The sequence below is a fragment of the Herbaspirillum frisingense genome (assembly GCF_047325095.1).
Classification (GTDB): Bacteria; Pseudomonadota; Gammaproteobacteria; order Burkholderiales; family Burkholderiaceae_D; genus Herbaspirillum; species Herbaspirillum frisingense.
In genome coordinates, this window is sequence record NZ_CP168558.1 from 4,497,771 (window position 1) to 4,523,126 (window position 25,356).

General features: G+C 64.9%; 25 protein-coding genes. 11 read left to right on the forward strand and 14 right to left on the reverse strand.

Annotated elements, in window-relative coordinates; all coding sequences use genetic code 11:
* Positions 1 to 134: 134 nt before the first annotated feature.
* From yjfF to ACEOAC_RS20610, 4 genes are all read right to left on the reverse strand, one after another.
* Entirely contained in the window at positions 135 to 1,181 is a 1,047-nt protein-coding gene (yjfF, locus tag ACEOAC_RS20595; protein WP_077236648.1) for a galactofuranose ABC transporter, permease protein YjfF, read from the reverse strand.
* On the reverse strand, positions 1,178 to 2,245 hold the full coding sequence (locus tag ACEOAC_RS20600) for an ABC transporter permease (RefSeq protein ID WP_413444074.1): 1,068 nt from the start codon (positions 2,243 to 2,245) through the stop codon (positions 1,178 to 1,180). Before ACEOAC_RS20600 ends, yjfF begins: the two co-directional genes overlap by 4 nt.
* 8 nt (positions 2,246 to 2,253) lie before the next feature.
* Positions 2,254 to 3,807 carry a sugar ABC transporter ATP-binding protein gene (locus tag ACEOAC_RS20605; protein ID WP_077236650.1) on the reverse strand — a complete coding sequence of 518 codons (1,554 nt, stop codon included), beginning with the start codon at positions 3,805 to 3,807 and terminating at the stop codon, positions 2,254 to 2,256.
* A gap of 122 nt (positions 3,808 to 3,929) precedes the next feature.
* Positions 3,930 to 4,904, reverse strand: coding sequence for an ABC transporter substrate-binding protein (locus ACEOAC_RS20610; protein ID WP_039876531.1), 975 nt, complete (start codon positions 4,902 to 4,904; stop codon positions 3,930 to 3,932).
* A gap of 536 nt (positions 4,905 to 5,440) precedes the next feature.
* Here ACEOAC_RS20610 and ACEOAC_RS20615 point away from each other — a divergent pair.
* From ACEOAC_RS20615 to ACEOAC_RS20640, 6 genes are all read left to right on the forward strand, one after another.
* Positions 5,441 to 6,415, forward strand: coding sequence for an aldose 1-epimerase (locus tag ACEOAC_RS20615; RefSeq protein WP_413444075.1), 975 nt, complete (start codon positions 5,441 to 5,443; stop codon positions 6,413 to 6,415).
* Between the two features lie 15 nt (positions 6,416 to 6,430).
* Positions 6,431 to 7,399, forward strand: coding sequence for a 2-dehydro-3-deoxygalactonokinase (locus ACEOAC_RS20620; RefSeq protein WP_413444076.1), 969 nt, complete (start codon positions 6,431 to 6,433; stop codon positions 7,397 to 7,399).
* Between the two features lie 40 nt (positions 7,400 to 7,439).
* Positions 7,440 to 8,078, forward strand: coding sequence for a 2-dehydro-3-deoxy-6-phosphogalactonate aldolase (locus tag ACEOAC_RS20625; RefSeq protein ID WP_234295610.1), 639 nt, complete (start codon positions 7,440 to 7,442; stop codon positions 8,076 to 8,078).
* A 96-nt stretch (positions 8,079 to 8,174) separates the two neighbouring features.
* The gene (dgoD, locus tag ACEOAC_RS20630; RefSeq protein ID WP_077236655.1) at positions 8,175 to 9,323 is read left to right on the forward strand and encodes a galactonate dehydratase; all 1,149 of its coding nucleotides are present in this window, start codon (positions 8,175 to 8,177) and stop codon (positions 9,321 to 9,323) included.
* Positions 9,324 to 9,540: 217 nt separating this feature from the next.
* Positions 9,541 to 10,719 carry an MFS transporter gene (locus ACEOAC_RS20635; RefSeq protein WP_241811425.1) on the forward strand — a complete coding sequence of 393 codons (1,179 nt, stop codon included), beginning with the start codon at positions 9,541 to 9,543 and terminating at the stop codon, positions 10,717 to 10,719.
* A 120-nt stretch (positions 10,720 to 10,839) separates the two neighbouring features.
* Positions 10,840 to 11,193 (forward strand): VOC family protein, encoded by a 354-nt coding sequence (locus ACEOAC_RS20640; protein WP_006713084.1) that lies wholly within the window; start codon positions 10,840 to 10,842, stop codon positions 11,191 to 11,193.
* A gap of 59 nt (positions 11,194 to 11,252) precedes the next feature.
* Here the strand turns inward: ACEOAC_RS20640 and ACEOAC_RS20645 are convergent, their stop codons facing one another.
* Complete coding sequence (locus ACEOAC_RS20645; protein WP_006713087.1) at positions 11,253 to 12,164, reverse strand: LysR family transcriptional regulator; 912 nt, start codon at positions 12,162 to 12,164, stop codon at positions 11,253 to 11,255.
* Between the two features lie 256 nt (positions 12,165 to 12,420).
* Here ACEOAC_RS20645 and map point away from each other — a divergent pair, with 256 nt between their 5' ends.
* The 5 genes from map to ACEOAC_RS20670 all read left to right on the forward strand — a co-directional run bounded on the left by map (position 12,421) and on the right by ACEOAC_RS20670 (position 17,067).
* The gene (map, locus tag ACEOAC_RS20650; RefSeq protein WP_006713089.1) at positions 12,421 to 13,218 is read left to right on the forward strand and encodes a type I methionyl aminopeptidase; all 798 of its coding nucleotides are present in this window, start codon (positions 12,421 to 12,423) and stop codon (positions 13,216 to 13,218) included.
* Between the two features lie 267 nt (positions 13,219 to 13,485).
* Positions 13,486 to 13,962 (forward strand): DUF3455 domain-containing protein, encoded by a 477-nt coding sequence (locus tag ACEOAC_RS20655; RefSeq protein WP_233207608.1) that lies wholly within the window; start codon positions 13,486 to 13,488, stop codon positions 13,960 to 13,962.
* A gap of 80 nt (positions 13,963 to 14,042) precedes the next feature.
* On the forward strand, positions 14,043 to 14,588 hold the full coding sequence (locus tag ACEOAC_RS20660; protein WP_413445132.1) for a sigma-70 family RNA polymerase sigma factor: 546 nt from the start codon (positions 14,043 to 14,045) through the stop codon (positions 14,586 to 14,588).
* Positions 14,585 to 15,292, forward strand: coding sequence for an anti-sigma factor domain-containing protein (locus ACEOAC_RS20665; protein WP_077236660.1), 708 nt, complete (start codon positions 14,585 to 14,587; stop codon positions 15,290 to 15,292). The genes ACEOAC_RS20660 and ACEOAC_RS20665 overlap by 4 nt, the downstream gene beginning before the upstream one ends.
* A 218-nt stretch (positions 15,293 to 15,510) precedes the next feature.
* Positions 15,511 to 17,067 carry an EAL domain-containing protein gene (locus ACEOAC_RS20670; RefSeq protein ID WP_413445131.1) on the forward strand — a complete coding sequence of 519 codons (1,557 nt, stop codon included), beginning with the start codon at positions 15,511 to 15,513 and terminating at the stop codon, positions 17,065 to 17,067.
* A gap of 26 nt (positions 17,068 to 17,093) precedes the next feature.
* Here ACEOAC_RS20670 and ACEOAC_RS20675 read toward each other — a convergent pair whose 3' ends face one another.
* The 9 genes from ACEOAC_RS20675 to ACEOAC_RS20715 form a co-directional block, all read right to left on the reverse strand.
* A complete protein-coding gene (locus ACEOAC_RS20675; protein WP_413445130.1) occupies positions 17,094 to 18,059 on the reverse strand; it encodes an NAD-dependent epimerase/dehydratase family protein in 966 nt (321 codons plus the stop codon).
* The gene (locus tag ACEOAC_RS20680; RefSeq protein ID WP_413445129.1) at positions 18,056 to 19,039 is read right to left on the reverse strand and encodes a fumarylacetoacetate hydrolase family protein; all 984 of its coding nucleotides are present in this window, start codon (positions 19,037 to 19,039) and stop codon (positions 18,056 to 18,058) included. The genes ACEOAC_RS20675 and ACEOAC_RS20680 overlap by 4 nt, the downstream gene beginning before the upstream one ends.
* Positions 19,036 to 19,623 carry a cupin domain-containing protein gene (locus ACEOAC_RS20685; protein WP_413445128.1) on the reverse strand — a complete coding sequence of 196 codons (588 nt, stop codon included), beginning with the start codon at positions 19,621 to 19,623 and terminating at the stop codon, positions 19,036 to 19,038. The genes ACEOAC_RS20680 and ACEOAC_RS20685 overlap by 4 nt, the downstream gene beginning before the upstream one ends.
* Positions 19,624 to 19,633: 10 nt before the next feature.
* The gene (locus ACEOAC_RS20690) at positions 19,634 to 20,449 is read right to left on the reverse strand and encodes a cyclase family protein (protein ID WP_006713100.1); all 816 of its coding nucleotides are present in this window, start codon (positions 20,447 to 20,449) and stop codon (positions 19,634 to 19,636) included.
* A complete protein-coding gene (locus tag ACEOAC_RS20695) occupies positions 20,446 to 21,600 on the reverse strand; it encodes an MFS transporter (protein WP_413628562.1) in 1,155 nt (384 codons plus the stop codon). The genes ACEOAC_RS20690 and ACEOAC_RS20695 overlap by 4 nt, the downstream gene beginning before the upstream one ends.
* A 71-nt stretch (positions 21,601 to 21,671) precedes the next feature.
* On the reverse strand, positions 21,672 to 22,802 hold the full coding sequence (locus ACEOAC_RS20700; RefSeq protein ID WP_413628563.1) for an FAD-dependent oxidoreductase: 1,131 nt from the start codon (positions 22,800 to 22,802) through the stop codon (positions 21,672 to 21,674).
* A gap of 29 nt (positions 22,803 to 22,831) precedes the next feature.
* Positions 22,832 to 23,170: a Rieske (2Fe-2S) protein gene (locus ACEOAC_RS20705; protein ID WP_413444148.1), complete on the reverse strand. Its 339-nt coding sequence runs from the start codon at positions 23,168 to 23,170 to the stop codon at positions 22,832 to 22,834.
* Between the two features lie 20 nt (positions 23,171 to 23,190).
* Entirely contained in the window at positions 23,191 to 24,117 is a 927-nt protein-coding gene (locus ACEOAC_RS20710) for a VOC family protein (RefSeq protein WP_241811417.1), read from the reverse strand.
* Positions 24,118 to 24,166: 49 nt separating this feature from the next.
* Positions 24,167 to 25,327 (reverse strand): alpha/beta hydrolase family protein, encoded by a 1,161-nt coding sequence (locus tag ACEOAC_RS20715; RefSeq protein ID WP_413444149.1) that lies wholly within the window; start codon positions 25,325 to 25,327, stop codon positions 24,167 to 24,169.
* Positions 25,328 to 25,356 lie beyond the last annotated feature (29 nt).

A 25,356-nucleotide genomic window follows, 5' to 3' on the forward strand; every position in this document is an offset into this window, starting at 1 on the left:
CGATTTCTGATGAATGTCATGCAGAGCAACTGTTTTGCGGGCTCTACATTAATTGCTTTACCAATACATTTCTAATGATTTTTTGAGCGTAATGGATATGTTTTTCGGTATAACTCCCTCTATGTAAAGTTATCTTAACTAAGCTTAGAAAATCCCGCCGAAGCCCCGACTGGCGCGGCTTTCGCCGATCCGGCCGGTTTGCCGCGCAGGGCACCCAGGGAAATGATGCGTTGAGCCACGCAAAAGACGAAAAGCAGTGCGCCGATGAAGATCTTGGTCCACCAGGAACTGAGGCTGCCATCGAAGGCAATGAGGGTCTGGATCACGCCAAGGATGAGCACGCCAGTGAGCGTGCCGGCCACGTAACCGTAGCCGCCGGTGAGCAGGGTGCCGCCGATGACCACGGCCGCAATCGCGTCCAGTTCCACACCCTGCGCATGCAGGCCATAGCCCGACAGCATGTAGAACGAAAACAGCAGACCACCCACCGATGCGCAGAAACCGCTGAAGGCATACACCAAGACCTTGGTGCGCGCCACCGGCAAGCCCATCAGCATGGCCGAGCTTTCGCTGCCACCAATGGCATAGACGGCGCGGCCGAAGCGCGTGCCGTGCGCCATCCAGATGGCTACGGCCAGCACGATCAGTGCGATCACCACGCTGGGCGAGATGAACAGGCCGGCGAACTCGATGCGCGTCTGTGACATGGCCGTGAAGAAGGGATCGTCGATGGTGATGGAATCGATACTGATGAGGTAGCACAGGCCCCGCGCCAGGAACATGCCGGCCAGCGTCACGATGAAAGCCTGCAGCTTGAAGTAGTGGATCATCGCGCCCATGGCCGCGCCGAAGCCTGCGCCCATCAGCAGCACCGTGACCATCACCAGCAGCGGGGGCCAGTGCCAGTGCTGCAGCAGGAAGGCCGCCACCATGGTGGTCAGCGCCAGCACCGAACCGACCGACAGGTCGATGCCGCCGGAGAGGATGACAAAGCTCATGCCGATGGCCACCACCAGCAGGAAGGCATTGTCGATGAGCAGGTTCAGCATCACCTGCGGCGACAGGAAACCGTCATACCCTGCTGCCCCTGCAAGCAGCATGATCACCAGCAACACCACGGTCACCATGGAGGTAAACCACGGCGCATGGGAAGCGCGCCGCAAGGAAGAAACGAGCATCATGATTTGGACATCCTCAACATGCGACGGAATTGCGGCGACTGCGACAGGCAGACCAGGAACACCACGATGGACTTGACCACCATGTTGACCTCGGGCGGCACCCCCAGCGAATAGATCGTATAGGTCAGGGTCTGGATGATGAGCGCACCGATGACGCTGCCCACCAGGCTGAACTTGCCCCCGGCCAACGAGGTACCACCCAGGGTGACGGCCAGGATCGCATCGAGCTCCAGCAGCAGACCGGCATTGTTGGCGTCGGCGCTCTTGATGTTGGACGCGATCATCAGGCCCGCCAGCCCGGCGCAGGCACTGCAGAACATATAGACGAAGAAGATCAGCGCCGCCGTGCGGATACCGGCCAGGCGCGAAGCCACCGGATTGATGCCGACCGATTCGATGAACAGGCCCAGGGCGGTCTTCTTCATCAGCAGCGCCAGCAGCAGGAACATGCCGACGGCGATGTAGAGCGAGAATGGCAGGCCGAACAGGTAACCACCGCCGAGGAAGAAGAAGGGCTTGTAGTAGACCGTCACGATCTGGCCATCGGTGAGCAACTGCGCCAATCCGCGCCCGGCCACCATCAGGATCAGCGTGGCGATGATGGGCTGCAGTCCCAGCCCGGCCACCAGCACGCCGTTCCAGGCGCCGCACAGCAATGCCGCGCCCATGGCTGCGGCCAGGGCCCACACCATCGGTACGTTGCTCACATACTCCGGCACACCATTGACCACCACCATCTTGCCGCCGATCAGGATCGCTGCGACCGCGCCTGAAATGGCCACCACCGCGCCCACCGAGATATCCACGCCACGCGTGGCGATGACCAGGGTCATGCCCAGTGCCGCCAGCATCAGCGGCGCGGCACGGTTGACGATATCGATCAGCGCGCCATACAGGTGGCCATCCTTGATCTCCAGCCTGAAGAAGCCCGGCACCAGCAGGAAATCGATCAGCAGCAACAATGCCAGTGCCGCCAGCGGACGTACCAGCGGGTGGCGCAAGAGCGCCGTCCAGCCCGCCCCGCCAGCGTGGGTGGCGGCATCGGGAATCAGTTTGGAATCCATGGAAGCACTCATGCGGCCTCTCCCGCGATGACCTGCAGGACCGTCTGCTCGTCGAGTTCACCACGACGGTATTCTCCACAGGCACGACGGTCGCGCAGCACCAGCATACGGTCGCTGCAGCGCAGGACCTCGGGAATCTCCGAGGAAATGAAAAGAATGGCCATGCCCTTGCGGCACATGGCGATGACGAAATCCATGATCTCCTGCTTGGCCCGCACATCGATGCCGCGCGTGGGTTCATCCAGGATCAGCATGCCCGGGTCGGTCGCCAGCCAGCGCGCCAGCAAGGCCTTCTGCTGGTTGCCGCCGGACAGCAGGCCGATCGGGGTTTCCAGGTCGGCGGTCTTGATGCCCAGCCACTTGACGTAGTCGCTGGCGATCTGGTTCTGGCGCTTGCGCGGCAGCACGCGAAACAGGCCCTGCCTTGCCTGCAGCGCCAGGATGATGTTTTCGCGCACCGACAATTCCAGGATCGCGCCTTCCTTCTTGCGGTCCTCGGAACAGAAGCCGATGCCGGCCGCAATCGCATCACGCGGCACATTGAGTTTGACGGCGCGCCCTTCGATGCGCAGTTGGCCGCTATCGGCGCGGTCAGCGCCAAACAGCAGACGCGCCATCTCGGTCCGTCCCGAGCCCAGCAGGCCGCACAGGCCATATACTTCGCCGCGCCGCAATTCCAGGTCCTGCGGCGCCAATACGCCACGCCGACCAAACCCGTCGGCCTGCAGGAAAACTTCGCCCTGCTCTGCCGCATCGGCCGACAGACCCGAGGCCAGGGCCTCGGCACCGGCTTCGACCTTGCGATGATCGACTGCGGTCACGCCCACCATCTTGTTGACCAGCTCCAGACGCGACAGGTCGGCGACCAGGTATTCGCCTTCGCGTACCCCATTGCGCAGTACCGTGATGCGGTCCGAAATCTCGTAGGTCTGGTCCAGGAAATGGGTCACGAAGAGAATCGCCATGCCCTGCTCGCGCAGGCGCCGCAGCACCTTGAACAGTTGCTGGACCTCGGCCTCGTCCAGGCTGGAGGTGGGCTCATCCAGGATCAGCACCTTGGCCGATACCGACAGGGCACGCGAGATCGCCACCATCTGCTGGATCGCCAGCGGATAGGACGACAACTGGGCAGCCACATCGATATCGATCTGCAATTGCTGCTGCAGCAGCAGCCTGGCTTGTGCGTGGACGCTTTTCCAGTCGATCCGACCGAAGCGCTTGGGATAGCGGCCGATGAAGATATTCTCGGCCACCGACAGATTGGGACACAGATTGACTTCCTGGTAGACCGTGCTGATGCCAAGCGCCTGGGCCTCCAGCGTGGAGGCCGGTGCAATGGCGCGGCCATCCAGTTCGATCTTGCCCTGATCGGGCTCATGCACACCCGTCAACACCTTGATCAGCGTGGACTTGCCTGCGCCGTTCTGTCCCATCAGGGTATGCACTTCCCCCGGGAACAGCCGCAAGCCGACATCGGTGAGCGCCTTCACGCCCGCGAATGCCTTGTGTACACCACTCAATTCAAGCATGGGACGCGCCTGCGCCCCGACAGACATCGTCATCGCAACTCCATCAAAACCATCGCAACACCTCATGCGCCAGCATGCGCACCAGGTCCGACCAGCCCGACCAGCAACACACCCGCCCTGAAGCCCAGGGCGGGTGTGTTGCCTTCATGCCGATCTCAATACTTGCGGTTCGGGAATTCCTTGGCCGCCACTTCGGCCGGGAAGACGCTTTCCTCGGTGGTGATGCGCTTGGGCACTTCCTTGCCGGCCTTGATGTCCTTGGCGATCTGCATCAGTTGCGGACCCAGCAGCGGGCTGCATTCCACGGTCACATTGAGCTTGCCGGCCATCATGGCTTCGAAGGCACCCTTCACGCCGTCGATGGAGATGATGATGATGTCCTTGCCCGGCTTCATGCCGGCCTCTTCGATGGCCTGGATGGCGCCGATGGCCATGTCGTCGTTGTGGGCGTAGAGCACGTTGATCTTCTTGCCCTCGGCCTTGAGGAAGGCTTCCATCACTTCCTTGCCCTTGGCGCGGGTGAAGTCGCCGGTCTGCGAGCGGATGATCTTCAGGCGCGGTTCGCCCTTGATGACTTCCTCGAAGCCGGTCTTGCGATCGATCGCCGGGGCCGAGCCGACGGTGCCCTGCAGTTCGACAATATTGATGTCACCTGCCGGCATGGACTTGGCCTTTTCCAGCAGCCAGCGACCGGCGCGGCGGCCTTCTTCGACAAAGTCCGAACCGATGAAGGTCACATACAGCGACTTGTCGGTGACGTTGACGGCACGGTCGGTCAGGATGACCGGGATCTTGGCGGCCTTGGCTTCACGCAGCACGGTTTCCCAGCCCGATTCCACCACTGGCGAGAAGGCGATCACGTCCACCTTTTGCGCGATGAAGGAGCGGATCGCCTTGACCTGGTTTTCCTGCTTCTGCTGGGCGTCCGCGAATTTGAGATTGACGCCGGCCTGCTTGGCAGCATCCTTGATGGATACGGTATTGGCAGTGCGCCATTCACTCTCGGCGCCCACCTGGGAAAAGCCCATGGTCAGCGGTTTGTCGGCAGCGAAAGCCGGAAGGCTCATGGCGCTGCTACCCAGGCTCATGCAAATGGCTGCGCCCAGAAGCGCTCTTCTTTTCGAGTTCATTGTCAGTCTCCGTTGGCAGGGAATTGTGGACTTCCCTTTGTTGTATGCGTGGGTTGCGCTGCGCCGGAATGCGTTTGATTTATAAGTATGAAGTCGGGAAGCGGCGCGGTGCGGCTGAAATCCTGGACGACCCTGCACTCCCGGAAGGCCGTGAAGTCCCTGATTCGCGCTCCATATTAGGCAAGCGACCAATAGGTATCCAATGAATTTTTAATGTTTTTCGATACCGTTTCGCACATCGTTGGGGAAAATCGGCTTACCGCTGCACCGCGCCGGCGCATGCCCGCAGGTGCTGCAGCGGGCAGCAGGCGCCGCCCAATTTTGATATCGTTTGCGATGTTTTTTTCATTATTCCCTATCGGAGGGCGGTGATAGGATCAGCCAGATTTTTTTAGAAGCGCAAGCCTGAAGACCGAGCGCGAATCCACGTGAGCCCACTCCTTCTTCCTGCCGACGACTTCGCTGTCCCCACGACGGGACGCCGCACCACCGCAACGCTGATGCGCGCCGCACTCCATAACAAGATACGAGACACCATGCCATCCCGAGCAACCGATGCCAACCGCGCAGGCTCCAAGGGGCTGCCGGAAATCCATACCCTGCAATCAGGGCGTCAGCGTCTGCACGTGCTCCCCGCGCTGGGCGGGGCATTGGCCGGGTGGGAATGGCAGCGCGAGCGCAAGTGGCTGCCACTGCTGCGCCCCTGGAGCGCCGATCCGGCTGCGCTCTACGCGACGGCCTGCTTCCCGCTGCTGCCCTGGTCCAACCGCATCACCGGCGGCGGTTTCGATTTCAATGGCAAGCATTACCCGCTGCAGCCCAACCGCGCTGGCGAACCGTTTCCCATCCATGGCGACAGCTGGCGCCAGGCCTGGAGCATCGTGGCCCAGAGCGAAGACCGCATGACCCTGGAGCTGGACTCGGCGCGCTGCGACGGCAATCCCTATGTCTATCATGCGCGCCAGGTGCTGACGCTGCGCGAGAATGCACTGGAAATCGAACTGCGGGTGACCAATACCGGCGAAGAGACCCTGCCCTATGGCCTGGGCCTGCATCCCTACTTCCTGCACGACGCTCATACCCGTCTGCAGTTCCGCGCACGCGGCGTATGGCTGTCCGGACCTGATCGCATCCCCACCGGTTTCAGCCGCCAGTTGCCGGCCGGCTGGGACTACAACCGCCCGGCGCTGTTGCAGGGCGGCCTGATCGATAACTGCTTCGAGGGCTGGGACGGCCTGGCCATGATCGAAGACCCCACCCGCGGCCTGCGCCTGCAGATGCACACCACTGACCGCAGCGGTTACGTGCTGATGTTCCGGCCCAATGGCCTGCCGTACTTCTGCCTGGAGCCGGTGACCCATCCCATCGATGCCTTCCACCAGCCCAACCAGCCCGGCCTGATCGCGCTGGCCCCGGGCGAAGACATGGTGCTGCTGACCCGCTTCACGGTCTGCGACATCGCCCAGGAACAGGCACGCAGCGAAACGAACCATACCAGCCTGGCGCGCTGACGCCCGGCACCGAACATGACGACCCACCAAGATATCCAAACAGACTGCGCCCTGATCGCCCTCGACTGGGGTACTTCCTCGCTGCGCTGCTACCGCTTCGACCACAACGGCCAGGTGATCGAGCGCCGCGCCCATCCCTGGGGCATCATGAACCTGCCCGCCGTGGAGCATGGCGAGGACGCGCACGCGCCCTACCGCGTCGCGCTGCAAGCCGCCTGCGGCGACTGGCTGGAGGCTGCACCGCAGGCTCCGCTGATTGCCGCCGGCATGGTCGGCAGCAAGCAGGGCTGGCGCGAAGCCGCCTACCTGAACGTGCCGCTCTCGCCCGACCTGATCGGCAGCAAGCTGACCGAGGTCGCTACCGGCCTGGGCCGTCCGCTGTGGATCGTGCCGGGCCTGCTGCAGGCCTCGACCCTGCCCAACGTGATGCGCGGCGAGGAAACCCAGGTCATCGGCGCCCTGCAGACACGCCATGAGCGCGAGTTGCTGATCGGCCTGCCTGGCACCCATTCGAAGTGGGTGCGCGTGGTCGATGGCCGCATCGAGCATTTCGATACCTTCATGACCGGCGAGGTCTACGGCGCCCTGTGCGCCCACACCATCCTCGGTCGCACCATGCACAAGCCCGATGCCGCCGATGATGCCGCCTTCCTGCGTGGGGCGCGCGTGGCGCTGGGGCCGGAAGGCAAGAGCGGTGTGCTCTCCAACATCTTCAGCAGCCGCACCCTCGGGCTGACCGGCGAACTGGCAGCCGAGGCGCAGCCAGACTACCTGTCGGGCCTGTTGATCGGCCATGAACTGGCCGCCCTGAAAACCCTGTACCCGGCCCAGGTGCCGGCCATCGTCCTGATCGGCGACGCCGGTCTGTGCCGCCGCTACCAGCTCGCGCTGGACCTGTTCGGTCTGGGACCGGTCAGCCAGGCCGACGCCGCTACCGAAGTCGGGCTGTGGGTGCTGGCACGCCACGCCGGACTGGTCGCCTGAGGCCAAGGTCGTCACCATCAACCGCATCACGGAAGAAAACATGCAACTCCAGACCCAACGATTCAACGACGCCCTGCGCAACACCGGCATGATCGCCATCCTGCGCGGCGTGCGTAATGCCGAGGCCGAAGCCATCGGCGCGGCCCTCTATGACAGCGGCTTTCGCATCATCGAAGTACCGCTCAATTCGCCCGACCCGCTGGTGAGCATCAGCGCCCTGCGCAAGAGCCTGCCGGCCGACTGCATCGTCGGCGCCGGCACGGTCCTCAAGCCCGCGCAGGTACAGCAGGTCAAGGATGCCGGTGGCGAACTGATCGTCATGCCCCACAGCGATGGCGCCGTCATCCGCGCAGCCCGCGATGCCGGCCTCTACAGCGCACCGGGTGTGGCCACCGTGACCGAGGCCTTTGCCGCCCTGGACAATGGCGCCGACGTCCTCAAGATGTTCCCGGCCGAACAGCTCGGCCCCCAGGTGGTCAAGGCCTGGCGTGCCGTCATCTCGCGCGACATCGCGCTGCTGCCGGTGGGCGGCATCACGCCCGAGGGCATGGCGGTGTTCCGCGCAGCCGGCGCATCGGGCTTCGGCCTGGGCTCGGCCTTGTACACCCCCGGCCTGTCGGCCGAGGAAGTGCGCCAGCGCGCCGTCGCCTTCGTCACCGCTTGGAAGGCGCTGGGCTGAGCGCCCGCCTGCCGGCCCTGGACATTCATCGTTGCAACCGATCGCACGCCGATCATTTTTCACCTGAACAGATTAAACGCATAACCGGACAGAACAATGAAAATCACCAAGATCACCACCTTCATCGTGCCGCCGCGCTGGTGCTTCCTCAAGATCGAGACTGACGAAGGCATCGTCGGCTGGGGCGAGCCCATCGTCGAAGGTCGCGCCCATAGCGTCTCGGCCGCCGTGGACGAACTGGCCGACTACCTGATCGGCAAGGACCCGCGCAATATCGAAGACCACTGGACGGTGCTCTATCGCGGTGGTTTCTACCGTGGCGGCGCCATCCACATGAGCGCCCTGGCCGGCATCGACCAGGCCCTGTGGGATATCAAGGGCAAGGCCCTGGGTGTACCGGTACACCAGTTGCTGGGTGGTGCAGTGCGTGACTCCATCCGCGTGTATTCCTGGATCGGCGGCGACCGGCCGGCCGATACGGCTGCGGCGGCCAAGAATGCGGTGGCACGCGGCTTCACCGCCGTGAAGATGAACGGTACCGAAGAACTGCAATTCATCGACAGCCACGACAAGATCGAACTGACCCTGGCCAACGTCCAGGCCGTGCGCGAAGCGGTCGGCCCCAACGTGGGCATCGGCGTGGACTTCCACGGCCGCGTACACAAGCCCATGGCCAAGGTATTGATCAAGGAACTGGAGCCGTACAAGCTGATGTTCATCGAAGAACCTGTGCTGTCGGAGAACTACGAGGCCCTGAAGGAAATCGCCCACCTGACCTCGACCCCGATCGCCCTGGGTGAACGCCTGTATTCGCGCTGGGACTTCAAGCGCATCCTCTCCGAGGGTTACGTGGACATCATCCAGCCCGATGTCTCGCACGCCGGCGGCATCACCGAGACCCGCAAGATCGCCATGATGGCCGAGGCCTACGACGTGGCGCTGGCGCTGCACTGCCCGCTGGGCCCGATCGCCCTGGCCTCCTGCCTGCAGGTGGACGCCGGCAGCTACAACGCCTTCATCCAGGAACAGAGCCTGGGCATCCACTACAACGAAAGCAATGACCTGCTGGACTACATCCGCGACAAGAACGTGTTCGCCTATGAAGACGGCTACGTCAAGATCCCGCAAGGCCCGGGCCTGGGCATCGAGATCAACGAAGAATATGTCCGTCAGCGCGCCGAAGTCGGCCACCGCTGGCGCAACCCGATCTGGCGCCACAAGGACGGCAGCTTTGCCGAGTGGTAATAAGCCAAAACCTCCTCCTCGGTAGTCCCTCAGCCCGGTCCCAGCGCAAGCTGGCCGGGCTTTTTTTCGGTCGTCCACCTGCCGACCGGATGACATCGGCTGGCATGGGTGGGCTGATTCATCTGTCTGATCGATGGAGTTGATCTGAATATTCCATTTAACAGATGAATCAAATACTGGCAAAGTCACGCTTTTTGATTTTTCCTGCAGGTTCTTCATGACGCCCGGCACCTCTCCCCGCTCCACTTCCCCTGCCGAATCCGTCCGCATCCGTAACGCCACCCGCGCCACGATGGCGCAGTTCTTCGTCAACGGCGCCACCTTCGCCACCTGGGGCGTGCTGATTCCCTCGGTGAAGGAGCGTTTCGCGCTGTCTGACGCGGTGCTGTCGCTGGCCATGCTGGCCGTGGCCGGGGGCGCGCTGCTGACCATGGGCCAGTCCGGCAAGTGGATCGCGCGCGTCGGTAGCGCCCGTGCCCTGCGCCAGGTCGGCATCCTGTATGCGGCCACGCTGTTGCTGATCCCGCTGGCACCCCAGTTCTGGATGCTGGTGGCGCTGCTGCTGGTGTTCGGCAGCGCCATGGCCGCCTTCGATGTGGCCATGTCGGTACAGGCCGCACTGGTGGAGGGCCAGCGCACGCGACCCATCATGTCCACCCTGCACGCCATGTTCAGCATCGGCGGCATCGCCGGCTCGGCGCTGGGTGCCCTGCCCGGGCTGTCGCCGCTGGCCCATGCGGCGCTGGTCGGGGCCGGCACGCTGGCGGTGGCCTTGTCCATCGGCCCCTTCGCCCTGCCCGACGCCACGCATGACGAGGCCGGCGGCGCAAGCGGAACCGATGGCCGGGCGCGCCGCATGGTACTGGTGCTGGGTGGCATCGCCTTCCTGGCGCTGGTATGCGAAGGAGGCATGTATGACTGGGCGGCGGTGTACATGCGCGACGTGGCGCAGTCGCCGGCAGCCTGGGTCAGCTACAGCTATGCGGCATTTTCCACCGGCATGGCGGCCGGACGGCTGACCGGCGACCGCATCCGTGCCCGCATCGGCGGCCTGCGCACCCTGGCCTGGAGCGGTGCGGCCGGTGCCGCCGGCATCGCCCTGGCGGCGGCCTGGCCGGTACCCCTGGCCACCATGGCCGGGCTGCTGCTGGCGGGCCTGGGCATTGCCAACCTGATGCCGATCTTCTTCCTGGCTGCGGCCCGGGTACCGGGCATGGCGGCCGCCGAGAGCATTGCCGCCGTGGCGCGCTTCGCCTATGTGGGTATGCTGCTGGGGCCGGTCTTCATCGGTGGCGTGGCCGAACATCTGGGCTTGCGGGTCAGCTTCGTGGGCGTATCGCTGGTGATGGTGGTGGTCGCACTGTTCGGCGGCAAGGCGGTACGGCGTTTCATCTGAGGGGCTGCCCGGCCGGCATGCTAAGGTGGCGGTCCCTGCCGGCGGGCGCGGGGCACCATCGCGATGTGCTGCCCGCCTTACCGGCCTACCCATTGCCACTGAATCAGGATGACGCAAACCATGAGCCCCGCCCCTGCTGCATTAAGGATCGACAACATCGAATTCAACGTCACCGACATCGCCCGCAGCAAGACTTTCTACGGCAGCGTATTCGGCTGGACCTTCACCGACTACGGCCCGACCTACACCGAATTCAGCGACGGCCGCCTCAAGGGTGGCTTCACCACCGGCGAAGCGGTGCGCCCGGGCGGCCCGCTGGTGATCCTCTACGGTGACGACCTGGATGCCATCCAGGACCGCTTGCTGGCGGCCGGTGCCACCATCACCCGCCCCACCTTCTCCTTCCCGGGCGGCAGGCGCTTCCATTTCAGCGACCTGGATGGTTATGAGCTGGCGGTCTGGTGCGCCGGATAAATTCCCTGCAGCGGTAGCGTTCAGGTACCACGAAGTGCGGGCAGGAAAGGTCGGTCAAGTCACGCCCGCCCCTGCTCCCGCGCCTGTTCCATCAGTAATTCGAGAAACGCCGCCGGTGCTGCGTCGAGCACCGGTGCGCCATTGCGGGCGGCACCCTTGTGGGTGACCACCAGCTCCCAGCACAGCTCCACGCCGCGCAGGTTGACCGTGGCCAGCTTGCCCCGGCGCGAGCGCACCACGTCGCGCGGCAACAGGGCCACGCCCAGTCCGTGTACGACCAGGTCCAGCAAGGTCACCAGATCGCTGACCTCGAAGGCCAGGCGGCGCCGCAGGCCGGCTTCGGCAAAGCCGCGATCCACCAGGGCCCGCGTACCCAGGCCGGTCTCGAAATCGACGAAATCCTCGCCGGCCAGTTGTTCCAGTGTCACCGAGCGCGCCTTGGCCAGGCGATGGGTCGGGGTGCAGGCCAGCACCAGGTCTTCGCAGGCGATGATATGGCTCTGCAGGCCTTCGCCGCTTTCTTCGATGGGCAGGACGGCCAGGTCCAGCTGGCGCGAAGCCACCTTCTCGTTCAACTCGCCCGCCGCGCCCTGGCACAGCCGGACCTCCACGGCAGGATGACGACGATGGAAGCGTGCCAGAACGGCCGGCAGGTCGACGAAGGAAGGCAGGCTCTGCACCGTGCCGATGGACAGGCGGCCGCGTCGCATGGCATTGACATCGGCCACATCGGTGGCGCCCTGCTCCAGCGCACCCAATGCGCGCCGGGCGCTGTCGAGGAAGGCTTCGCCGGCCGCAGTCAGTTCGACCCGGCGCGTGGTGCGCACGAACAGCGGTGCGGCCAGTTCCTCTTCCAGCAGGCGGATGGAAGACGACAGCGCCGATTGCACGATATGGCAGCGCGAAGCGGCCCGGGTAAAACTCTTTTCTTCCGCCAGCGCCACGAATTGGCGCAGTTGCCTCAGTTCCATATGGCCTCTGGTGAAAATCCTGTTGAGAAAATCTGCTGTTGAGAGAATCTGGTTTATCTGTGAAATGGATGGATCAAGTACAAACTATCGATTTTACCCATAAGTGCATGAGGCCAGGCCGGGGGTCGAAAATACCCATTACTTGTCGAAAAATCCCGACGATCGTGCAAACCCGAGGCGTGCGGCGCACGGGACGGATAAAATACACGGCCGAACGACCGCCACGCAGCGCGTGGCACACCGAGATCAGACAAGCATGAGAAAAGTGAAGCTGCGCAGCGCCGCAGAAATCGCCCAGGCCCGCGTGGCCGGGCAACTGGCGGCCGAAGTGCTGCACATCGTGGCCGAGCACGTCCGGGCCGGGGTGAGTACCGACGAACTGGACCGCATCTGCCACGACCATATCGTCAACGTGCAAAAGGCCACGCCGGCCAATGTGGGCTATCACGGTTTCCCCAAGACCATCTGCAGTTCCGTCAACGAAGTGATCTGCCACGGCATTCCCGGTGGCCAGGTGCTGAAGGATGGCGACATCATCAACATCGACGTGGCCGTGATCAAGGACGGCTGGTATGGCGACTGCAGCCGCATGTATTTCGTGGGTTCGCCCAATGCCACGGCGCGCAAGCTGGTCAACACCACCTATGAGGCGATGTGCGCGGGCATCCGCGCGGTGCGCCCGGGCGCCACGTTGGGCGATGTCGGCCATGCCATCCAGACGGTGGCGCAGCGGGATGGTTTTTCCGTGGTACGGGAATATTGCGGCCATGGCATCGGCACCGTCTATCACGACGAACCGCAAGTGCTGCACTACGGCCAGCGCAATGCCGGCCTGCCACTCAAGGAAGGCATGATCTTCACCATCGAACCGATGTTGAATGCCGGCAAGCGCCATACACAGCAACTGGACGACGGCTGGACCGTGGTGACCGCCGACGGTTCGCTGTCGGCGCAGTGGGAACACATGGTGGTGGTCACGGCCAAGGGATATGAAATCCTCACGCCCTGGCCGGAGGGCAGCGGGGGCTACCCGGCCATTGCCACCCGCAGCTGAGATCCATCCAGGACGGCTTGCAGCCGCCCGAAAAATAAATTTTCGCGGGACTGCATCCGTTCGGGCGCCTGGTGGGTAGTACTCATGTCAGCAGGAAAAGCTGATCGTGGTACGACCCATTTCAAGAACTTACAGGAGCCCATCATGCAACATTCCATCCCGTCCATGCCCTTCTCGCGTCACCTGTCCGCCCTGCGCCCCGTCCTGGGCCGGACCGCCACCGTCGCTGCCGCCGCGGCCAGCCTCACGCTGGCGGCCTGCGCACCGATGTCGACCATGTATTCGCAGGACAGCCTGCCCGACGCCGTCAAGGTACCGGCCGGCAACAAGGTGGTGCTGCAGACGGTGGGCGCGGGCGAAATCCTCTATGAATGCCGCCCCAAGAAGGACATGCCCGGCCAGTTCGAATGGACCTTCGTCGGCCCGGATGCGGTGTTGAAGGACCGTAGTGGCATGCAGGTCGGTCGCTACTATGGACCGCCGGCCACCTGGGAGAGCAGCGACGGCTCCAAGGTGACCGCGACCCAGGTGGCGGTGGCGCCGGCCGGCACCGGCAATATCCCGTACCAGCTGGTGAAGGCCAATCCGGCCACCGGCATGGGTGCGATGACCCAGACCACCTATATCCAGCGGGTCGCCACCCGGGGTGGCGTGGCGCCGGCCGAGGCCTGCGACATGAGCAAGGCCGGTGCCAAGCAGAAGGTGGGCTACCAGGCCGATTATATTTTCTGGAAAGCCAACTAAGTCAGGCGCTGGCGTCGCTATAATCGACGCCATCCCGGCCGGATGTTCCGGCCGGGCAACAAGCGCCCGGACCCTTTCGCGTGACAGACGCCCCTGCCTTCGACCATGAAGCCGCCCTCCTCGCCTGCGCCGCTGGCGAGCGCGGGGCATTGCAGAGGCTGTACCAGCAGGAGGGGCGCTATCTGCTGGGCGTGGCGCTGCGTATCGTACGCGACCGGGCGCTGGCCGAGGACGTGCTGCACGACGCCTTCCTCAATATCTGGACCCGCGCCGCCAGCTTCGACCCCTCGCGGGGTGCAGCGCGCGGCTGGATCTTCACGGTGGTGCGCCATACGGCGTTGAACCGCCTGCGCGCCCTGCAGCACGAGGTCAATGCCGGCGACGATCTGGAAGAACTGGCCGACCACCATGAGCCCGCCGTCCAGGCGCCCGAGTGGCAGGCCGATCTCGGCCGGCTGGAAGACTGCCTGGGGCAGTTGAGTGATGCCAAGCGCGCCAGCATCGTCTACGCCTATGTCGATGGCTGCACCCACACCGAAATCGCCGAACGCCTCAAGGCGCCACTGGGATCGGTCAAGGCATGGATCAAGCGGGGCCTGGCCGCGCTGCGGGAGTGCATCGGATGAACGAATCACACGACGAACTGCAATGGCTGGCTGGCCAGTATGTGCTGGGCACGCTGGACCTGGCACAGCGCCAGGCGGTGGAACGACGCCTGCCGCAAGAGCCTGCCCTGCGCGCCGCGGTCGATGCATGGGAAGCCAGACTGCATCCACTGACCGCACTGGCGCCGCCTGAACAACCTTCGCCGGGCCTGTGGCAGCGGATCGAACGCAGCCTGCCGATGCCGGCGCCGGTGCGCCGCCAGGGCGGCTGGCGACAATGGTGGGAGAGCGTCAATTTCTGGCGCTGGAGCACCGCTGGGGCGCTGACCTGCTCGGTCTTGCTGGCGCTGCTGGTACTGCGTGCCGAGCCGCCGGGTCCTGCACCATCCTTCATGGTGGTACTGGTCGCGCCCCAGGACAAGGCTCCGGGCTGGGTAGTCCAGACCGGCGGCAGTGGGCGCCTGAATCTGATCCCTCTGGGCGTGGCTACCATCCCGCAGGAAAAGGCCCTGCAGTTCTGGACCAAAGGCGCCAACTGGAGCGCACCGGTATCGCTGGGACTGGTCCAGCCCGGCAGGACGCAGCAGGTGGCACTGGAGAAACTGCCCCCGCTGCAGGCCGATCAACTTTTCGAAATCACCCTGGAACCCGGCACCGGCTCGCCCACCGGACGACCGACCGGCCCCATCCTCTATATCGGACGCGCCGTGAAGGTCACGTCCTGAACCAGCCCACGGACGTCACAAAAAGGGGGGGAATGACGGGGAAATGGGGAGGAATGGCGAGAATTGAGTCCGATACGCATCAGCAGGGGGTCGGATTCCTATCGCCGGCCGGGAAATCGAAGTGAAATCCGATTCAAAACAACAGCCTGCGAAAAAAACCAAATAAGTCATAACGGATTTAAATTAAGCTTGCGCCAGGAATAGTTATTTTTTAATCAATGAATCGCAAAGTCTTCCGTCGCGTGTCGGCATGGAAAATCCTGCTATGGGCCTGTCTTGGCATGCTCATCGGGCTGGCCCTGGCACAGCTTGCGCTGACCGTTTCGGAGCTGCGCCACATCGACGCCTCGTCGATGCAGGCCCTGCAGCGCGCCGAGGATGCGGCACGCGCCACGGGGGATGCGCTGCGTCGGGCCGAGGCCAGCCCGTTCCAGCATTGCTCGGACGACGACCTGGCGGTACTGCGCAATATCGCCTACGCCAACAGCTATGTGGCCGATCTCGGACGCATCGACCAGGGTATGGTGCGCTGTACCGCGCTATGGGGCCAGCTGGCTGAGCCGTTTGTGCTGCCGGAGCCGCTTTACCAGGCCGGCCGCGGCTTCAAGATCTGGCTGGGGCAGGCCATCGTGCACACTCACGCCCCCAGCAACGTGGTCGGCCTGCAGCGCAGCCTGGCCCTTACCGCACCGACCACCTTCGATCTCAATCGCTTCTATCAGGATGTCTCGCTGCGCATCACCAACGCAGACGGCACGCACGTGCTGGTTGAGCGCGAAGGCATGCGCTACAACCCGGACGGTGCCATCGGGCTGCTGCCGGGGATCGACGTGACCCACTGCAATGCCGATCTGGCGCTGTGCGCACAGGCATCGGCGCGCCTGCACTGGTACCCGGTACTCTATCCGCGAGGACTCATTGCGCTGCTGGCCGGCAGCTTCGTCGCCGGCGCCCTGGCCTGCCTGCTCCACCTGCGCAGCCGGCGCCACCAGGGGGTGCTGGACCGGCTGCGGCATGGCATTGCCAACGATGAAATCGTGCTGTTGTACCAGCCCATCGTCTGCATCAACGATCTGAGCCTGAAGGGCTATGAAGCGCTTGCCCGCTGGCGCCCGGCCGATGAGCCAGAAATCGGCCCCGATATCTTCGTGCCGCTGGCGGTGCAGAATCGGCTCTGCACGGCCCTGGCCAAGGTCGTCCTCGCGCGCGCATTGCGCGAGATGCAGGAGCTGCTGCTGGCCAATCCCGATCTCATCCTGGCGATCAATACCGAAGTTGCCGACATCGAAGACGCCAACTTCATCCGCTTCGCACTGGACCTCACCGCCAACCAAGCGGCCCTGCGCCGGCAATTGCACCTGGAGGTGACCGAGCGCGCCGATATCCGCTCCGATGCCTTCACCCACAATATCGAATTGCTGAGGCGGGCCGGCTTTGCGATCTGGATCGACGACTTCGGCACGGGCAGCGCCAATCTCTCGCACCTTTCCTACGCCCGCTTCGACGGCATCAAGATCGACCGGCTGTTCACCAGTGCGCTGAGTACCGGTTCGCCGCTGCGTTCGGTGGTGCCCAACCTGCTGCGCCTGGCCGGCGAACTGGATCTGCAGGTGGTCATCGAAGGCATCGAGACCGACGAGCAACTGCAGCTCATTCGCGGCATCGCCCCCGACATCCACGCCCAGGGCTGGTTGTTCAGCAAGGCGCTGGAACTGGATGAAGTGCTGCAGCAGCGCCCGCCGGAAGCCGCCAACGAACTGGGACTGGCGGCCTGACCGCCCGCGGCGCTCACCACGGCCGGCTATAGGGCATAGGGCGCCAGAGCCCGCCTGACCAGTGTTCTGGCGTCGCCATCATCCTTCAATCCCAGTTGCCGTGCGCGACAGTCATCGAGCACGGGATATCTGCCGAAGATCGCTTCCACCCCTTCCTGCGGTGCATAGCGCACCAGCGCATGGCCGTCCACGCCATACAGCGTCGACAGCGTGTCCACCAGTTCGCCCATGGAGAGCCGCAGCACCGGCAAGGCCCAGCAGCGTTCGCGATGACCTTCGGTATCCAGCGTCGGATCCATGGTGGCGGCATGCAGCAGATTCCCGGCGCAACACTGCGCCGACATCCACCAGGCGGTAGCCTGCGGGCCGACCGGCAGCGTCACCGGGGCGCCGGCAGCCAGTGCATGCAGCAGTTCGCTCATGAAGGCCGAGACCAGTCCGGAGGCGGCGCGGGGGCGTGCCACGATACCCGGCAGCCGCAAGGAACGACCATCGAGCTGGCCGCGACGCGTGGCATCGGCCAGCAGGATTTCGCAGGCGCGCTTGTGGGCGCCATAGACCAGTGCCGGCTGCGCGGGCGTGGACGGGGTGACCGGGTCGGGCAAGGGTGTGCCATAGACGGCGATGGTGCTGGCATACACCACCACCGGCGCAGCGCCCGCTGCCGGCCTGGCCGCCAGCACCTCGAACAGGTCGAGGGTGGCATCCAGGTTGACGCGACGGCTCAATGCGGGATCCGCCTCGGCCGCCCCGCCGGGCACAGCGGCCAGGTGAAAGCAGAGATCGGCGCCGAAGCGGGCGATGCGCTCCAGCACCGCAGCATCCTGCAGCTCGCCTTCGATGCGCACGATATCAGGCGACGAGGGCGGCAAGTGCCGATCCATGGCGGCCAGCTGCGTGATGCGCTGCGCCCCGATCTGCCCCACCTGCTGCAGCAGTTGCATCAGGGTCGCGCCGATGAAACCGCCGGCACCGGTCACCAATACCTTCATGGCGCCTGCACCAGGCGCTGCTGCAGGATGCCGAAGGGACCTTCACGGCCGTCGGCGTAGCGGGCCTGCATGCGTACCTCGTCACCGAAGCGCATGAAACCGGTGCGGATCTCGCCCAGGTCGATCTTTTCGATCACGCGGCGCTCGGCGATGCAGGCGGAGCCAGCGGCGCGCGCCACATTGGAGACAGTACCCGAACCGATGATGCAGCCAGCGGTGAGGCGACGACTGTGCGCGGCATGCGCGATCAGCTCGCCGAAGGAGAAATTCATCTCGCCGCCATGTGGCTGGCCGAAGTCCACGCCGTTCCATTGCACCTGCAGGCGCATCTGCACCCTGCCGTCGCGCCATGCCTCGCCCAGTTCGTCGGGAGTGACCGCAATGGGTGCGAAGGCGGTGGAAGGCTTGGCCTGCAGGAAGCCGAAGCCGGTCTTCATCTCATGCGGGCCGAGCGCGCGCAGGCTCCAGTCGTTGAGCTGCAGTACCAGGCGCACGGCCTGCTGCGCCTGTTGCGGGCTGGCGCCCATGGCCACCGGACCGACCACCACACCGAACTCGCCTTCGAAATCGATGCCTTCGGATTCCGAACACAGGGGCACATCCTGATGCGGGCCAAGGAAGTCATCACTGGCGCCCTGGTACATCACCGGCACCGTATCGAAATGCGGGATCGGGGGCGTCTTGAAGGCTTCTTCCATCAGCCTGCCGTGGTTGAGGAAAGCCGAGGCATCCAGCCATTGCGGCGCGCGCGGCAGTGGCGCCATGCACTGCCGGGGGTCGAAGGCGATGGCTCCCTCCACCTGAGCTCCGTTGAGGGCCCTGTAGCACGCTTCCAGGGGCGCACGCACGTCCTCCCAGCGCGCCATGGCATCGATCAGGGTGGCAGCGATCTGCGGCACCGGCAGGGCTCTGCGCCCATCCCGCGCCACCAGGACCAGGGTGCCATCGGCGCTGCCGTCATGCAGGGTGGCAAACTTCATGGCTTATCCCCCCGACCGAGTTGCGCGGCGATGGCCGGGTCATACCGGCCATCCACCAGAATGAAGAGCATGCGGCAAGGCTTGCCCGAGCGATTGGCCCAGGCATGGTTGGTGCCACGCTGTACGACCACGCTGCCGGGCTTGAGGTCGACTTCGCCACGCTCCAGCACCAGAGTCATCTCTCCTTCGATGACGATGCCATAGTCCACCGATTCGGTCCGGTGCATCAGCGGATGGGGCGAGTCGGCCTGCACGGTGGAGGCAGCGGCTTCGCCGATCTGGCTGAAGGCGTCGTGCATCCTGCTGCTGGCACTGGCCAGGAATTCTTCGGTGTCGGGCGGAATATCGACGAAGCGCATGCGCGTGCCATGCGCCGGGGGCGAGAGCACCAGAGCGCCCAGGGTGGGATCAGGGCCGTTGTCCACGGGCACGGGCGTGGCGCCGGTGCTCCAGACTTCATGGAACAGCGTGCCGGGAATGGCGGCCACTTCCACCACCGTCGGTAGCGGACCCTCAGTGCTGACGATGGAATGGCCTTGCGCATCGTGGCCGGTGACCACGCGGTAGATGGGAGGAAAATTCATCCGGGTTCCTTCAGGAAGCGTCAAAGATCGCCACCGCCCGCGTCCAGCCGGCGCTGGCGCCCCGGATCTTGTGCGGGAAGCAGCTGATGGTGAAACCGTGTGGCGGCAGGGCTTCCAGGTTGTGCAACTTTTCCAGATGGCAGTAGCCGATGTCGCGACCGGCCTTGTGGCCTTCCCAGATCAGGGACTTATCGCCGGTCTCGGCCACCCGCTGGGCGGTATAGGAAAACGGTGCATCCCAGCTCCAGGCATCGGTGCCGGTCAGGCGCACGCCACGTTCGAGCAGGTACATGGTGGCTTCATAGCCCATGCCGCAACCGGCGCCGAGATAGTCGCGATGACCGTAGCGCGATCCGGCGCGAGTGTTGACCACCACGATATCCAGCGGCTGCAGCACATGACCGATGCGCTTGAGTTCGGCTTCCACATCGGCGGCGCTGGCGACGTAGCCATCCGGGAAGTGGCGAAAGTCCAGCTTCACACCCGGCTGGAAACACCATTCCAGCGGCACTTCATCGATGGTGATCGAAGGACGTGCACCGCCATTCTTGGCATCCTGGGTGGAATGGAAATGCCAGGGCGCATCCAGGTGGGTGCCGTTGTGGGTGGTCAGGGTGACCCATTCGGCCGCTGCCGCCTCGCCATCGGGATAGTCCTCGGGCCGGGTGCCGGGCAGCATGGCCATGAATTCGGGCAAGGTGTCGGCATGCTTCTGGTAGGTGATCTTGGGCGCCAGCGGCGGCGGATCGGAGAGCACGTCGTTTTCGAGATAGATGGACAGGTCGACGAAACGATGTCGGCGACGCGCCTGCAGGGATGCGGTCATGCCAGGGCCTCCTGGGGTTGGATGGCGGCTGCACGCGGCAGCCGCGAGAAACAGAACGATGCAGCCACGCCCAGCACCACGGCCACCGGGCCCAGGCTGGCGTAGCTCCAGCCCTGCACCAGCGTGCCGCCGAGGATGGGGCCGATGGCCGCGCCCGTCATCAGCATGGCGGGGGTGGCAGCCATGGCGCGGCCACTGCGGTCCAGCCGGGCCATGAGGCCGAAGGCGAAGGTGTGGGTAAAGATCATCACGGCGGCAAATACCGAGGCGGCAGCGGCATAGGGCAGGAAGTGCGCCGACGACATGATCACCACCACCAGCAGCGCCTGGACCAGCGGACCGGCCATCAGCACGCTGCGGGCGGGCAGGTGTTTTTCCAGCAGGGCCGCCAGCGGTGCCGGCAAGAGATTGACGAAGCCCAGCGCGATGAGTACGCCGGTCACCGCCTGCAGGCCGAAGCCGCGATCACTGCCGACACGTTCCAGGAAACTGAAGGTCATGGATTGCACCAGACCCATGCAGGCGATGCCGGCGATACCAAACCAGACCTGGCGTGGCACCGGCTGCCGGGGAGCGGCGACGCGCGCCGTGCTGTCCGTCTCGGCACGCGGAAAAGCCAGGGCACAGGCCAGCGCGCCCACGGCCATCACGCCGGCGAAGAGATAGAACAGCGCAGGGCCACCCAGGCTGGCGATGATCGGCGGCGCACTGCCCAGGAACACGATGGCGAACACGCCCAGCGCGATACCCACCAGCGCAAAGCCGCGATGCGGGTTGCTGCCCCGCGCGAGGGTGCCATGCGTGACACTCAGGGATAGCCCGGTCGTGACGCCGCACACCGCATGCAGCAAGGCCAGCAGCAGGTAGTGCTGGGTCTGAGCAGCCACGGTGAACAGCAGCGCCGAGAGCGCGAAGCCGATGGCCGCCTTCCAGCGCGCGGTATCCGGATCGAAGCGCGGTGCCAGCCAGGCGCTGGCCAACACGGCGCCACCCAGGAACAACGAGGCCAGCAGGCCGGCCTGGCGGGGATCGAAGTGGTAGTGCGCCACCAGCGTGCCGACCCAGACCGGCAGCGCAACCAGGTCGATCATGCCGGCGCAGTGCGCCAGCATCAGCGCAGCCAGGGCGCGCTTGGAATAGGTCGTGATCATCTTGTCTCCTCGCGTCGTACGCGGATTGCAAAGCCGTTCATGGTTTCTATTTTTTATGGTGATGGTGGCAGTCAGATGGGTTGCACCAGTGCCGCGTGTGATTCGCGCATGATGCGGGAGTGCTCGTCCTTGTCGCCGCCCTCCACCTCGATCTCGCCCAGCCGTGCCGAGTTCTCCACCACCATGCGGCAGCGTTCCCAGCGACGCTCTTCGAAGGCCGACAAGGCCAGCGGCACGCTATCGTTGCGTGCCAGCTCGTCGGCCAGCACCAGGGCATCCTCGATGCCGATGCAGGCGCCCGAGGCCAGGTGCGGCGTGGTGGCATGTACGGCATCGCCGATCAGCACCACGCGGCCCTGATACCAGGGACGCGGCAGCAGCAGGCCTTCCAGCGGACGGAAGATGATGCGGGCGCTGTCATCGAGCTGGTCGCGGATGGTCTTGAGCGCCGGGGCGCTGAAGTCTTCCAGCAAGCCGCGCAGGCGCGCCACGAAGGTGGATGGATCGATGTGGTCGTTGACCGGACGTGGCTCGGTCACGAAGAGGTACATCTCGTCCCGGGAGACCGGATTGACGCCCGGCTTGATACGCGGGCCCATCCACATGGTGCAGGTATCGATCTCGGCCGGGCGCGGCAGGATGGCGCGCCACACGGCCTGGCCGCTGTAGCGCGGCTTGGGCGCGTCGGGAAAGAGCCGGGCGCGCAGTTTGGAGTACAGGCCATCGGCGCCGATCACCAGGTCGTAGCGGCGGGTCTGGCCATCGGTGAATTCCACCTCGACCTGGTCGCCCTGCTCACGCAGGGCGGTGAAGGTGCAACCCAGGCGGACATCGGCACCCGCCGCGCGGGTGGCATCGGCCAGGATGCGCGCCAGTACCGGGCGCAGGATGGCACCGCCACCCGGCACATCGGGTGCTGCCAGGCGCGGCGTGGGCAGCTCGGCGATCTGCGGGCCGTGCGGCAGGCACAGGCGCACGCCGTCACCGGCCGCGCCGTCGCGCAGGAAGGCCTCCAGTACGCCCAGTTGCTTGAGTGCACGCAGGGTGGCCGGGCCCAGACTGATGCCGGCGCCATAGTTGCGCCACTGGGCATCGAGTTCCACCAGATCGACCTGGGCGCCACGGCGGCACAGATCGATGGCGGCGGACATGCCGGAAAAGCCGCCGCCGATGATGAGGATGCGTTGGGCTGCGAGTGTCATGGTGTCTCCTGAATCTTTTTCTTGATGAGTTAAACGTGATCGCCGCTGACCAGGTGCAGGCCACCGTCGTCATCGATGCGCAGCGCGACCGGTGTGAGCGTGTCGCCCAGGCAGGGACCGAGCGTGCACAGTCCGGTGAGTGGATCGAACAGGGCGCCATGGGCGGCACAGACCACGTGCTGCCCGCTGGCGTCGAGATAGGCATCGCGCCGCCACGGCAGCGGTGTGCCGAGATGCGGACAGCGGTCGCGCCAGGCGCGCACCTGCTCGCCCCGGCGCAGCAGGAAGATGGTGGCCTGCCCCGCCCCGTCGGTATCGAAACCGCGGGCGCCGTCCTCGGGCAATTGCGTGACGTGACACAGGTACATGGCCGTCTCTCCCGGTGGGGTCAGTGTGCGGCGCCCGGCGGCGGCGGACCGCTGGGTGCCCATTTCTCGCGATACTGGAACAGGAACAGTTGCGAGGCATCCGCGCCCATTGGCACTTCGCGGGCGGCCCAGGCCTCATCATGCAGGTCCATGTCGGCGTCGTATTCGACGTGGCAGCCCAGCGGCGAATTGAAGTACCAGAACCAGTTGCTGCCGAAACGATGGCGGCCAGGCCCCCAGAAGCTCTGGTAACCCTTTTCGACAAAGCGGGTGCCTGCCAGCAGCACTTCGGTCGGGCCGCCCATGTGGAAGGTGAAGTGTTCGCAGCCTTTCATGAAGGGCGGGGTCTGGATCATGAAGAGGGTATGGTGGTCCTGCGTGCCGGCCGGGCGCAGGAAGGGTCCCACGCCGGTGAAGCGGTCGGTGCAGACGAAGCCCAGCCGCTGGTAGAAGGCCTCGGCCCGGGCCGCATCAGGGACGAAATACACCACGTGCGAGAGCGTACGCGGCAGGGCCGGCAGTTCCGGCGGCAGGCCCAGCTGATTGGGCGGGCGCTGCGGGTCGCCGGGCCCGTTGACGCGTTCGGCCGGCATGACCAGGGAGCGGCGTACGGTCAGCTGGAAGGCCAGCGCAAAGCCCATGTCGTCCACGCTGCGCACCACGCCGTCACGACGACTGACTTCGCGGTCGCGGCGCAATTCGGTTTCGATGGCGTCCAGGGAGGCGGCATCGGCCACCCCGTAGACGGTTTCGCGCAACAGGCTGGCGGTGCCCATGGCCGGTGGGAGGGTAGCGTCGTCGCGGGCACGCAGCACGATGGCGGTGCCATCCAGGGCTTCGAAACGGTCACCGCCGGCGTCGCTCAGGCCATAGTCGAGCAGGTACTGGCGGCAGGCGGGCAGATCGTCCACGCCAAAGACCAGGGCATCGGGTCCAATGATGTTCATGCGGATTTCCTTGTGATTCAGTCTGTTTGTCATCGGTGATCGTTCTGCCTCAGCCCCGGGTGCGACCACCCAGGGTCTCGGCCACCCAGTCGGCAATGACATGGCCGGCATTGATGGAGTTATCGAAACTGGCGTGCTGCACCCCGCCTTCGCGGTCGGTGAAGATCTTCAATTCGCGCTTGGGGCTGTTGACCAGTTGTTCGTAGGTGCGATGCGCCCACTTGAGCGGAATCTGGCTGTCCTTTTCGCCGTGGGTGACCAGGAAGGGCACGCGGATCTTTTCGACCACGCCATCCAGGTGCACGTCTTCGGCGATACGCATGAAGTCGTCGACGTCCTTGGCGCCCCACACCCAGCACACGTGCTGCCAGTAATGCGGCACGGGGAAATCGCCTTCCTTTTCCAGGCGACGCTTCTGCACGTCGCGCCAGTCATGATTGGCGCCCCACACCACGCCGCAGGCAAAGCGCGGCTCCATGGCCACCACGCGCGGGCAGTAGTAGCCGCCCAGCGAAACGCCTTCGCAACCGATGCGTTTGGGGTCCACGTCATCGCGCTGCTCCAGCCAGTCCACCACGTGAGCTGCCCAGTGCTCGGCATCGAAGCGCGCGGTCATGCCGTGCAGGCGCAGGGCTTCGCCGGTGCCGGGCTGGTCGATCACCAACGAGGACACGCCGCGCTCGGCCAGCCAGCCGGGCAGGCCGACCAGGTATTTCATTTCCTTGGTCGAATCCAGGCCGTTGAGCTGGACCAGCACCGGTGCCGGTCCCTGCACACCGAGGGCAGGGGTATAGAGGCCCGAGATCACCTGGCCTTCATAGGGGATCTCGACGCGCTGGCAGTTGTCGCCGGCCAGGGCGATGCCGCGCTGGAACACTTCGAGGAAACGCCAGTACAGTGCCAACCGGCCCGGCGCACCGTGGCCCTGCAGGCGTTCGCAGGTCAGGAGATAGCTGGCGGCGCGCTTGTACTTGGCGCCGGCCGAGAGCAGCCGGCCGCGCACTTCGTCCTCGGCGGCCAGGCTGCACAGCTTTTCTGCCATGTCCGCCCAGGTGGCGCGGAAGGCGGCCGTGCCTTCGGCGTCAGGCTGCTTGGCCGCCTCCTGCAGAGGTGCGCACATGGCTTCGATCTCGCCGATGCGCGCCCCCATCTCGATGGCAAGGTCGACGGAAAGATTCCAGACATAATTCGTCGGGAAGTAACGGAACATGGTGAAACTCCTTTGATGATGAGTGATGC

Coding starts and splice junctions, on each gene's coding strand:
- map (WP_006713089.1), top strand. CDS start 12,421: ATGAGAAAAGTGAAGCTGCGCAGCGCCGCAGAAATCGCCCAGGCCCGC.
- ACEOAC_RS20640 (WP_006713084.1), top strand. CDS start 10,840: ATGAGCCCCGCCCCTGCTGCATTAAGGATCGACAACATCGAATTCAAC.
- ACEOAC_RS20620 (WP_413444076.1), top strand. CDS start 6,431: ATGACGACCCACCAAGATATCCAAACAGACTGCGCCCTGATCGCCCTC.
- ACEOAC_RS20710 (WP_241811417.1), bottom strand. CDS start 24,117: ATGAACATCATTGGACCCGATGCCCTGGTCTTTGGCGTGGACGATCTG.
- ACEOAC_RS20690 (WP_006713100.1), bottom strand. CDS start 20,449: ATGACCGCATCCCTGCAGGCGCGTCGCCGACATCGTTTCGTCGACCTG.
- dgoD (WP_077236655.1), top strand. CDS start 8,175: ATGAAAATCACCAAGATCACCACCTTCATCGTGCCGCCGCGCTGGTGC.
- ACEOAC_RS20670 (WP_413445131.1), top strand. CDS start 15,511: ATGAATCGCAAAGTCTTCCGTCGCGTGTCGGCATGGAAAATCCTGCTA.
- yjfF (WP_077236648.1), bottom strand. CDS start 1,181: ATGATGCTCGTTTCTTCCTTGCGGCGCGCTTCCCATGCGCCGTGGTTT.
- ACEOAC_RS20610 (WP_039876531.1), bottom strand. CDS start 4,904: ATGAACTCGAAAAGAAGAGCGCTTCTGGGCGCAGCCATTTGCATGAGC.
- ACEOAC_RS20625 (WP_234295610.1), top strand. CDS start 7,440: ATGCAACTCCAGACCCAACGATTCAACGACGCCCTGCGCAACACCGGC.
- ACEOAC_RS20680 (WP_413445129.1), bottom strand. CDS start 19,039: ATGAAGTTTGCCACCCTGCATGACGGCAGCGCCGATGGCACCCTGGTC.
- ACEOAC_RS20665 (WP_077236660.1), top strand. CDS start 14,585: ATGAACGAATCACACGACGAACTGCAATGGCTGGCTGGCCAGTATGTG.
- ACEOAC_RS20705 (WP_413444148.1), bottom strand. CDS start 23,170: ATGTACCTGTGTCACGTCACGCAATTGCCCGAGGACGGCGCCCGCGGT.
- ACEOAC_RS20600 (WP_413444074.1), bottom strand. CDS start 2,245: ATGGATTCCAAACTGATTCCCGATGCCGCCACCCACGCTGGCGGGGCG.
- ACEOAC_RS20715 (WP_413444149.1), bottom strand. CDS start 25,327: ATGTTCCGTTACTTCCCGACGAATTATGTCTGGAATCTTTCCGTCGAC.
- ACEOAC_RS20675 (WP_413445130.1), bottom strand. CDS start 18,059: ATGAAGGTATTGGTGACCGGTGCCGGCGGTTTCATCGGCGCGACCCTG.
- ACEOAC_RS20615 (WP_413444075.1), top strand. CDS start 5,441: ATGCCATCCCGAGCAACCGATGCCAACCGCGCAGGCTCCAAGGGGCTG.
- ACEOAC_RS20700 (WP_413628563.1), bottom strand. CDS start 22,802: ATGACACTCGCAGCCCAACGCATCCTCATCATCGGCGGCGGCTTTTCC.
- ACEOAC_RS20685 (WP_413445128.1), bottom strand. CDS start 19,623: ATGAATTTTCCTCCCATCTACCGCGTGGTCACCGGCCACGATGCGCAA.
- ACEOAC_RS20695 (WP_413628562.1), bottom strand. CDS start 21,600: ATGATCACGACCTATTCCAAGCGCGCCCTGGCTGCGCTGATGCTGGCG.
- ACEOAC_RS20655 (WP_233207608.1), top strand. CDS start 13,486: ATGTCGACCATGTATTCGCAGGACAGCCTGCCCGACGCCGTCAAGGTA.
- ACEOAC_RS20605 (WP_077236650.1), bottom strand. CDS start 3,807: ATGACGATGTCTGTCGGGGCGCAGGCGCGTCCCATGCTTGAATTGAGT.
- ACEOAC_RS20635 (WP_241811425.1), top strand. CDS start 9,541: ATGACGCCCGGCACCTCTCCCCGCTCCACTTCCCCTGCCGAATCCGTC.
- ACEOAC_RS20645 (WP_006713087.1), bottom strand. CDS start 12,164: ATGGAACTGAGGCAACTGCGCCAATTCGTGGCGCTGGCGGAAGAAAAG.